General features: G+C 67.9%; 9 protein-coding genes. 1 reads left to right on the forward strand and 8 read right to left on the reverse strand.

Translation table 11 applies throughout. The annotated features are described in order from the left end of the window. The 6 genes from ACYP33_RS15155 to ACYP33_RS15180 form a co-directional block, all read right to left on the reverse strand. Positions 1 to 176: CsbD family protein (locus ACYP33_RS15155; RefSeq protein ID WP_459622682.1), on the reverse strand; the 176-nt coding region annotated here is incomplete at its 3' end. Between the two features lie 83 nt (positions 177 to 259). Further along, positions 260 to 823, reverse strand: a complete 564-nt coding sequence (locus ACYP33_RS15160) for a ferritin-like domain-containing protein (protein ID WP_414441179.1) — start codon at positions 821 to 823, stop codon at positions 260 to 262. Positions 824 to 1,159: 336 nt separating this feature from the next. Continuing rightward, positions 1,160 to 2,647: a hypothetical protein gene (locus ACYP33_RS15165; protein WP_459622674.1), complete on the reverse strand. Its 1,488-nt coding sequence runs from the start codon at positions 2,645 to 2,647 to the stop codon at positions 1,160 to 1,162. Positions 2,648 to 2,876: 229 nt separating this feature from the next. Beyond that, a complete protein-coding gene (locus ACYP33_RS15170; protein WP_459622675.1) occupies positions 2,877 to 4,361 on the reverse strand; it encodes a SulP family inorganic anion transporter in 1,485 nt (494 codons plus the stop codon). Positions 4,362 to 4,859: 498 nt separating this feature from the next. Further along, entirely contained in the window at positions 4,860 to 5,486 is a 627-nt protein-coding gene (locus tag ACYP33_RS15175; protein ID WP_459622676.1) for a glutathione S-transferase family protein, read from the reverse strand. 140 nt (positions 5,487 to 5,626) lie between these two features. Next, positions 5,627 to 6,697 (reverse strand): acyltransferase family protein, encoded by a 1,071-nt coding sequence (locus ACYP33_RS15180; RefSeq protein WP_459622677.1) that lies wholly within the window; start codon positions 6,695 to 6,697, stop codon positions 5,627 to 5,629. 194 nt (positions 6,698 to 6,891) lie between these two features. Between ACYP33_RS15180 and ACYP33_RS15185 the strand changes: the two genes are divergently transcribed. Continuing rightward, entirely contained in the window at positions 6,892 to 7,218 is a 327-nt protein-coding gene (locus ACYP33_RS15185) for a hypothetical protein (protein WP_459622678.1), read from the forward strand. Positions 7,219 to 7,294: 76 nt separating this feature from the next. Here the strand turns inward: ACYP33_RS15185 and ACYP33_RS15190 are convergent, their stop codons facing one another. Next, a complete protein-coding gene (locus ACYP33_RS15190; RefSeq protein ID WP_459622679.1) occupies positions 7,295 to 8,320 on the reverse strand; it encodes an alpha/beta hydrolase in 1,026 nt (341 codons plus the stop codon). A 234-nt stretch (positions 8,321 to 8,554) separates the two neighbouring features. Continuing rightward, positions 8,555 to 9,283, reverse strand: coding sequence for a FadR/GntR family transcriptional regulator (locus ACYP33_RS15195; protein WP_414441185.1), 729 nt, complete (start codon positions 9,281 to 9,283; stop codon positions 8,555 to 8,557). Positions 9,284 to 9,485 lie beyond the last annotated feature (202 nt).

Raw genomic sequence — 9,485 nt, forward strand, 5'->3', positions numbered from 1 at the left:
TCCGGCTTGCCGCGCACCGCGTCCTTCGCATCGCCGAGGCCCTTGCGTGCCTCGCCGGCGGCTTGCTGCAAGTCGCCCTTGACTTCCTGCTTGGTGTTGCCGGTGGCCTTGCCAACGGCTTCGTTGACCTTGCCCTTGACCTGCTCGACCGTACCCTTGATGTGATCCTTGTTCATGCTTCACCTCCAGCGTTGAATGCTTGCAGACGGATGGATGCCCGCCGTCACGGGGTTGAACACGGTGCGAACGCGACGCTCACTCAGTTCACGTTCTTCTTCTTCAGTTCCTCGGGCAGCCCGGCGAGCAGGTCCGACATTTCATCGGCGTGCTCTTCCTCGACCGCGAGAATTTCTTCGAACAGGCGGCGCGTGGTCGGATCGCGATCGCCGAGGTATTGGATCGCCTCGCGATAACTGTCGATCGCGATGCGCTCCGCCACCAGGTCTTCCTTGATCATGTCGACCAGCGTCGTGCCTTCCACGTATTCGGCATGGCTGCGCTTGGTCAGGCCGTCCGGCGCCAGATCCGGGCTGCCGCCGAGCTGCACGATACGGGCCGCCAGCATGTCGGCGTGGCTCTGCTCCTCGTTCGAGTGCACGAGGAATTCCTCGGCGATGCCCGACGAGTGAATGCCCTTGGCCATGAAGTGATGGCGGCGATAGCGCAGCATGCAGACGATTTCCGTCGCCAGCGACTCGTTGAGCAGCTTCAACACCGTGTCGCGGTCGGCGTGATAGCCGGCGGTGACGGCGCCATCGTCGACGTGCTTGCGGGCGCGATCGCGCAGGGTCTTCACATCGGTCATATGCGTGTTGTGGGTCATCGCAATTCCTCTTTGTTGGCGTGTCGAAGTTGTCGGCAATCCGCTGCCGATCGCATGGCGGCGATCGGGGGGGCCGCCGGTCCGAACCGGGCATGCTCGGCCGGGTTTGTGTCTTTGTAGAGCAGCATTCGTGCCAAATGGCGGGAAATGCCATGAGGATGAGGGGCGATGACGCCGGGCGGAACGGCGCGGAGCCCTTGGTGGCGGGGCTGCGCGGGGGATGGCAAGGCGCGGCGGAGCGCGCGGCGCGCGATGGGGACGGATCGGCGGCGGGGCCGGGAGAGCGGGTAGCGCGCGAGGCGGGCTTGTAAAACCTACATGCGGATTGGCGGGATTTCAGGGGCGGCAGGGCAGGCGCGTGTCGGCGGGCGGCGTCAGCGCGTAGACGGCATAGCCGCCCGGCATCGACGGTGCGCGCAACTCGCGCAGGCCCCAGCCGGTGGCGGCGAGGTCGGTGCCGAGGGTGGCCCAGAACGGTGGCGAATCCTGCTTGATCACGGCGTAGCGGGCGCCGGACGTCAGGGCGATGGCCGAGATGGCCAGCCTGCGGTCGCGGCCGTTGCTGGGTGCGGTGCAAGCGCGGTGATAGGCGATGCTGCCCGGTGTTTTCAGGCCGACCATGTCGACGAGCTTGAACGTCGTGGCATAGGACAGATAGCCGGCATCGTGAATCAACAGGGTGGCGTCGCGCGGCAGATGGGTATCGAGCCAATGCGCGAGCGAAACGAATTCGTTGGCGGCTTGTTGCGTATCCGCATCGTATCGGCTCATGACGATCGGCAAGTACAGCGTGGTCCACCCGGCCAGCACGATGCAGCCGATGCCGCTCCACCGCGCCGATTTCAGGACGTCTAGCGTCAGATAGAGGAAGGCCGGCAACAGGATGAACAGATAGCGGCCATTGTTGTGCTCGGCGCCGCCCGGCAGCGTGAGCCACATGGCCAGCAGGAACGAACCGGCGAATAGGGCGAGCGGTACCCACAGCCGGGAACGCCGCGCGAGCATCGCCACGATCGCGAGCGGCATCAATCCGCAGCCGACGAACGCCACCAGCATGAATTGCGCTTTCATGGCCCACGGCGAGTTCCGGTCGGCGAAGAACAGTTCCTTGGCCTTGGCGGTAGCCGGCGCCAGGGAACCGAGAGAACACCACGTCCAGGCCAGGAACGGCAGCGCGACGGCCACCGCGAGCAGGCCGTCGCGCACGGCCATCGCATAGTCGCCGGCGCGTGCGCGCAGGCCGAGTTGGCGCAGCATCAACACGCCCGACAGCGCGGCCAATTCCGGGCGCAGGAACGGCATGAGGCCGCACAGCAGCGGTAACCACACGGAGCGCGCCGGTTCCAGCGCGAGCGAGATCGCCCACGCCGAGGCGGCCATCGCGAGCCCGGTTTCCAGGCCGTTCAGCAACTGATACGGGGCAGCGCCGATCAGCGTGCCGAACATGACGAACAGCGCGGCCGTCAGCACCGACCCGCCGAGCTGAAACGCGATGCGCGCGAGCGCCGTGACGTACAGGCCGATGCCGGCCAAGCCGACCACGAAGACCGCGGTGGGCGAGGGCAGGAACAGCTTGGCGAACGCGACCAGCAGCAGGTGGATTGGGCTGGTCGCGCCGGTCAGTGGCGAGGTGCCGTAATTGGGATCGACGCCGGACAGCAGCACATCGGCGTTGTGGATCGTGATGTAGGCGTCGTCGAGCGGGAAGCACAGCGGGTGCGGCGCGACGAGAATCGACAGCAGCACCACCGCGCACACCGCCGCCAGATGGAAGCGGGCACGGGTCGCGGTGGCGGTGTCCTTCCATAGTCGAAGCTCGGGCATGGCGTACTCGGTCGGGCGGGGATGTTGTCGAATGGCCACTGGTTTACGGCGGCGCGCCGGGAAAGCTGAACAGCGGACGTGGCCCGCCAGCGCGCTTCGCCAATCGGCGCCACGGGTTCGGCAAGCGATGCCGTTCGGGCCGGCTCATACCGCTTGACGCGGGTTCAGCGAAGCGCGGAGTGCGGCATCGACGCCGGTCAGCACGAGAATCGACGAAATCAGCCGCGCATCAACCAAACGAGAACCGCACCCCGGCGCGCGCGAGCAGATGCTGCCCGCGCGGCGACAGGTTCATGAATCGCAACTGCTTGCCGGCCTTGCGATAGCGCTCCTCCAGCGATTCGAACGCGGCGATCGCCGAATGGTCGGCCACATGCAGGTGCCGGCAATCCACGATCACGGCCTCGGGGTCATTCAGCGGCTTGAAGAGGTCCTGAAAATTGCCGGTGGACGCGAAGAACAGCGTGCCGTGCACGGCATAGGTCGCGGTGCCGCTGTCGCGCGCGATCTCCGCGCGGATTTCGCGGGCGTGCTGCCAGGCGAAGTTCAGCGCGGCGATCACGATGCCCGACATCACGGCGATGGCCAGGTCGGTGAACACGGTAATGACGGTGACCAGCACGATCACGAGCGCGTCGTTGCGCGGCACCTTGCCGAGCAGGCGCAGCGATCCCCAGGCGAAGGTCTGCTGGGCGACCACGAACATCACGCCCACCAGCGCGGCCAGCGGAATGCGCTCGATCAGCGGCGACAGGAACAGGATGAAGAGCAGGATCATGATGCCGCTCGTCGCGCCCGAAACACGGCTGCGGCCGCCCGAACTCAGGTTGATCATGGTCTGGCCGATCATCGCGCAGCCGCCCATCCCGCCGAACAGCCCCGACACCACGTTCGCGATGCCGAGCGCCAGGCATTCACGGTTCGGCCGGCCGAGCGTTTCGGTGATCTCGTCGGTGAGGTTGAAGGTCAGCAGCGTTTCCAGCAGGCCCACGATCGACATCAGCAGCGCATACGGGAACACGATGCGCAGCGTGTCGAGGCTCCAGGGCACGGACGGCAGGTGGAAGCTCGGGAACACGCCCGCGATATGCGCCATGTCGCCGAGCGTGCGCGTGGGCAGATGCAGGCCCTGGCTGACGATGCCGATCCCGACGATCGCGACCAGCGCCGGCGGGACCGCCTTGGTCACGCGCGGCAGCAGATAGACGATCAGCATCGTCAGGGCCACCAGCGCGCACATGACGAGCAGCGGCGTGCCGTGCAGCCAGGTCGTGCCCTGCGGCGTGACGGTCTTGAAATGCTCGAACTGCGCGGACGCGATGATGATGGCCAGCCCGTTGACGAAGCCGATCATGACCGGATGCGGCACCATCCGGATCAGCTTGCCGAGCCGCAGCAGGCCGAACAGCATCATGAACACGCCGCCGAGCACGACCGTCACCAGCAGGTACTGCACGCCGTGCTGCACCACCAGCGCGACGATGACCACCGCCATCGAGCCGGCCGCGCCGGAGATCATGCCGGGCCGGCCGCCGAGAATCGCGGTCAGCGCGCAGATGATGAACGCGCCGTACAGCCCCATCAGCGGGTTCAGTTGCGCGACGAGCGCGAAGGCGATGCACTCGGGAACGAGCGCGAAGGACGAGGTGATGCCGGCCAGCACGTTGGCGGGAAGGTTCGAGAGCCACTGCTCCCGGGGTGTCTGGATATGCATGGGAATCGCTGCGCGGGCGAAGGCCCGCCTGGTTTTTCGTGGGCGTGACGCAGGCAGGCTGCGTCATCGAGAGCCTTGCCGGGCGAGGTCGAACGCGGCGCGCGCATCGGTCGAAACGACGCGATGCGCCCGCGCGCGGTATCGCGGGGCAAGCCGTTGGGCAACGGAAGGAAAGGCTCTCGAAAGCTACATGGGTGCGGAGAAATAGGTCAGCATCCCGAAACAAGTCGTTTCGGCGAAAACCTCGCGAGTTTACCCTAAGCAAGCCGGGGCGATGCCCCGTGCGAGCCCGCGAATACCACGGGCGGGGCCTGGCGTTCTCGGGGTTCGGCTACCTTGCGCGATCTTCCGGATCGTTGGCGGCCGGCTTGTCGACCGCGTGGGCATGCGGGCGACGTTGAAGATCCACCCCGGCTGCTCGATCGACATGCCGGTGGAGGCCGCGCCTGACGGCGAGTTTCGGCCCTGGCGAGTGCGGCGCGCGGGGCGGAGGCGGGCTCAAGGTATCGCCGCGCTGCATGCCTCGGCGAACCCCGGCCGCACCGACAGCCGCTCGTGGTAATACGCCTCGACGGCCGGCAGCGGCGGGTGCTCGAACGGCGTGCCGAGCCAGCGATGCACCGACAGGCCGATCGCGATATCGGCCAGCGAATGCCCGGCGCCCGCCACGAACGCGCCGGTTTGCGCGAGGCGCGCGTCGAGAATATGCATCTGGCGCGTCCAGTTCGCGATCGACTGCGCGATGCCCTTCGGGTCCTGATGCGCCGGCGATTGGCGCACCAGGCCCTGGAACGCATACACCCAGGCCGGGTTCAGCGTGGTGGCCTGCCAGTCCAGCCATTGATCGACCAGCGCGCGTTGCCGCGAGTCCTGCGGATACAGCGCCGTGCTGCCTTCGCGGTTCGCCAGGTAGCGCAGGATCGCGTTCGATTCCCAGAGCACGAACTCGCCGTCGCGCAGCACCGGCACCAGCGCGTTCGGATTCAGCGACAGGTATTCGGGTACGTCGGTCGCGCGAAAGCCCGAGCCCCAATCCTCGCGCTCGTAGGCCAGGTTCAGTTCCGCGCAGGCCCACAGCACCTTGCGGACGTTGATCGACGGCTGTTTCCCGAGAATGTTCAGCATGGCGGCTCGCTCGCGTTGGCATGGAGACGGCAGTGTAGGGCAAGGCAGGCGCGCTTCGCCATGCACAGTTGCGCTGCGCGTCGCGCCGGAGTGTGCGGCCGAACCAGCCGGCCGCGGGCCCATGCGCGGCGGCCGATCCGCTAGACGCGCGAGTGCACCGGCACGGCGAGGTCGCGCCGCGTGCGACGCGTGAGCCAGGCGCGCATCGGCGCGTCCACGTAGCGGTCGAGCACCGCCACGAGCAGCAGCAGCGCCACGATGAACGCGGCGAGCGCGCCCTTGCCGTACACGTGCTTGTGCTCCTCCATCAGCCGGTAGGCGAGCAGCAGCAACGGCGCGTGGACGATGTAGATCCCGTAGGAAACGCGCCCCAGTTGCTCGAACGGCGCGGCGAGCCACGCCGGCGGTTCGCAGGCGGTGGCGAGTTGGACGATCAGCGGGATCAGCACCATCACCTCGACGATCACGGCGAGGCCTGCCCAACGCGGCGGTATCTTCACGCACAGCATCGCGAGCGTGGCGACGACCGCGAGCAGCGACAGCAGCGCGCTGCGCGGGCGCACCGCGCGCCGCAGCCGGAACAGCAGCACGCCAGCCGAGAACGAGAAGCCGACGCGCGCCAGCGCGAGATACCACTTGGCGAGATCCCAGCCTTCGTCGATGCCGTGATGACGGATCGCGTAGAGCGCGATCACGGTGGCCGACGGCACCATCACCGCGATCAGGATCGGCACCACGCGCCGCCGCACGATGGCCGCGAAACCGAGGTTCGCGACGATCTCGTAGAGCAGCGACCAGGCCGGATTGTTGACCAGGTAGAGCGGCTCGGCGCGCGCCGGCAGCATCAGCAGCGACAGCACCACCAGCGCCGTGGTGGCGAGCAGCGACGCATGCGGCTGGCCGTGCGCGTGCGCATGCCCGAGCGCCACGAAATGGCTGGCGAGGCCCAGCACGATGCCGATCAGATAGAGCGGATAGAGGCGGATCAGGCGCACCTTGAGGAACGCGACGAAGCCGAGTGCGCCCGAGCGCAGCCGCGCTTCATAGGCGTTGGCCACCACGAAGCCGCTGATCGCGAAGAACAGGTCCACGGCCAGGTAGCTCTGCTGGAAGCGCGGCGACTGGAACAGCAGCGGCGCGTGGCGGAACACGATCAGGATCGCGGCAAGGCCACGGATGGCGTCGAGGTTGGCGTACTTCCACTGCGTCATGTCGGAACGGCGGTTGGTTGTCCGGGCGGCCGTGATTGTAAGCCGGCAAGCGGGTTTTTCGCCGAAGCGCGAGCGGGCGGCGCGCCGTGGCGCATCGTTGTTTCCCCGCGTTTGCACCGGGTTCCGTCCGGCGCACCTCGTGCGATACTCGCCGCTTCTCCGCGCCTGCGGAGCCTGTCATCGAAGGAGCTGCCGTGTTCGCGAGTTTTGATCCGACCCATACGGGGTTCGTCGCCGAGATCGACGGTTGCCGGTGCAGCATCGAGGCGGTGTCGTCGCCGATCGCCGAGCAGGTCGACTGGCGCTGGACCATCTCGATCGCGCATCTCGACAACGAAAACGGCATGGACCCCGAAAAATTCGATGTCCTTGCCACCGGCGAGACGGTCACGCCGCTGCAGGCCTCGCAGCAGATCGTGGCGTGGCTCGACGCGCATCCGGCCGAGGACGACGACTACGAAGGCCACGGAGAAGGCCAGGGCAACGACGGCGGCCAGGGCGGCGAGGCCGCCGCGCAGTAACCGCCACGCGTCGCGGGCCATCGCGCCGGGCCGGGCCGCCGGCCACCGTGGCCCGCGTCGGCCCCGCCCGCACCCGCTACACCACCTCTTCCCCGAATGCCTTGCGCTGCACCAGCGCGACGAACTTCTGCGCGTCGCGCGCGGCCTGCACTACGTCGGCCATTCCGAAGAATTCGTGCGTCGCGCCCGGAAAATGCTCGCTGACCACGTCCACGCCGCTGCGCGCGAGCCGGTTCGCGAGGTTCTCGGCGTCCGAGCGCAGCGGATCGATGCCGGCGATCACCACGGCCGTCTGCGGCAGGTCCTTCAGGTCCGCCGAGCCGAGCACGTCGATGCGCGGGTCCTTCAGTTCGCTCTTGTCGTGCGTCACCTGCTCGACGAACCACAGCATCATCGGCTTGTTCAGCGGCCGCGCGTTGCGATTCTCCTCGTACGACAGCGACATCACGTTGCTGCTCGCCACCGGGTACACCAGCGTCTGGTGAATCGGGCGTTGCAACCCGTGGTCGCGCGCGTGGATCGACACGTTGATCGCGAGGTTCGCGCCCGCGCTTTCACCCATCACGGCGATGCGCGACGGGTCGCCGCCGAGCGCGGCCGCGTTGGCCACGGTCCAGCGCCACGCCGCGATGGCGTCTTCGTGCGCGGCCGGGAACTTGTGCTCGGGGGCCAGCCGGTAATGCGCCGAGATCACGATCGCGTGGCTCTTGGCGGCCAGCGCGCGCGGCGCGGCGTCGTAGGTGTCGAGATCGGCGAGCACCCAGCCGCCGCCGTGGAAGTACAGGATCACCGGCAGCGGCCCGTCGATCGCCGGCTTGTAGACGCGCGCCGGCAGCGGCCCGATCGCGCCGTCGATCTCGATGTCGTGCGAGGTGACATCCACCAGGCCGGGCGGCCGGGCCGCGGCCGCGCCGGCCTGCGCGATCAGCTTCTTCACGGCATCGGCCGGGGTCGGCTGGCGGCGCGCCTCGCTCGGCGTGCACGATTCGATCGGCTTCGGGTTCATCGATTGCAGCGTGTCGAGCACGGCTTTCATGTCCGGGTCCGCGTGATCGGTCGGGTCCATGCCGACAATGCCCTTGATCGTCTTGGTAATCGTCATGTCGCTGTCCTCCTTCTGGCGGGTTCGCATCGGAGGCGCGGGCGTGAGCCTGCGCCGAACCAACCGTCGGGAGCGCAGGACGCGTGCCCGAATCGGGCGGCTAACGGGAGAGCAAGGCGGGGCGGGGGTTTCCGGCGGGTTTCGCCAGCATGGCGAGCGGGGCGCGGCCCAAGCGTTTTTTACAGGATCGACAGGCGTGGCCGAACAAACGACCTGCTCGCCTGCGGGCTTGCCTTACCGCCAGGCCTGCGTGAATTCGCCGATCACGCGCGTCAGGTGCGCCTGCATCGCCTCGCGCGCGCCTTGCGCGTCGCGGGCCATGATCGCCGAGAAGATGCGCTGGTGATCGCCCTGCGAGGCTTCGCGCAGCGCGGTGTCGTGGAAATGTTCCTCGATCTTCTTCCAGAGCGGATCGGCGCGCGAGCCGTCCCACATCGCGGCCACCATGTGCCGCAGCACCGCGTTGCCGGTGGCTTGCGCAATGCCGAGGTGGAAATCGCGGTCGGCGGCCTCGTTGGCGGCCTTGTCGTCCATGTTCTCGCGCATCGCGCGCAGCGCCGCGAACAGGCGGTCGAGATCGGCGTCCTTGCGCTCGGTGGCGGCCAGCGCGGCGATCTCCGCCTCGATCAGCGCCCGCGCGCGCAGGGTTTCGATCGGCCCCGGCCCGCGCGGCAATTCGAACGAGACGGACGCAACGGGCCGCCCCTCGCGTGCCTCGGCCACGTAGATGCCCGAGCCGACCCGCACCTCCACCACGCCGCGCACTTCGAGCGCGATGATCGCCTCGCGCACCTGCGTGCGGCTCACGGCGAAGCGTTCGGCCAGCGTGCGCTCGGACGGCAGACGCGCGCCGGGCGCCACGTCGCCCGAGGCGACGAGGTCGTAGATCTGCCGGGCCAGCCCGACATAGGAGCGATCGGCGTCGGTGGCGCCGCCCGCCGGCGTGGAAAAGACTTCGGCCATGCAATGTGCTCTCGGTGCTCGCGAAACGCGGACGGCGAAAATGGTACACCAGTTTGGCCGCGCGCCGGCCCGGCGCTCCCATGAATCGACGAAACCTCCCGCCCGGCAAGCCGCAGCGGCGTTCGATACCCTGCTTTCAACTGGTAAACCACTATTTCGCCTGATTGGTTGACCAGTGAGAATCTGGACAACCAGGCGGGGG

It is taken from the genome of Burkholderia sp. 3C, assembly GCF_054589155.1.

What these genes read in the sequence shown, in the direction of transcription:
- ACYP33_RS15160 (WP_414441179.1), bottom strand. Translation starts at nt 823, where the DNA reads ATGACCCACAACACGCATATGACCGATGTGAAGACCCTGCGCGATCGC.
- ACYP33_RS15165 (WP_459622674.1), bottom strand. Translation starts at nt 2,647, where the DNA reads ATGCCCGAGCTTCGACTATGGAAGGACACCGCCACCGCGACCCGTGCC.
- ACYP33_RS15170 (WP_459622675.1), bottom strand. Translation starts at nt 4,361, where the DNA reads ATGCATATCCAGACACCCCGGGAGCAGTGGCTCTCGAACCTTCCCGCC.
- ACYP33_RS15175 (WP_459622676.1), bottom strand. Translation starts at nt 5,486, where the DNA reads ATGCTGAACATTCTCGGGAAACAGCCGTCGATCAACGTCCGCAAGGTG.
- ACYP33_RS15180 (WP_459622677.1), bottom strand. Translation starts at nt 6,697, where the DNA reads ATGACGCAGTGGAAGTACGCCAACCTCGACGCCATCCGTGGCCTTGCC.
- ACYP33_RS15190 (WP_459622679.1), bottom strand. Translation starts at nt 8,320, where the DNA reads ATGACGATTACCAAGACGATCAAGGGCATTGTCGGCATGGACCCGACC.
- ACYP33_RS15195 (WP_414441185.1), bottom strand. Translation starts at nt 9,283, where the DNA reads ATGGCCGAAGTCTTTTCCACGCCGGCGGGCGGCGCCACCGACGCCGAT.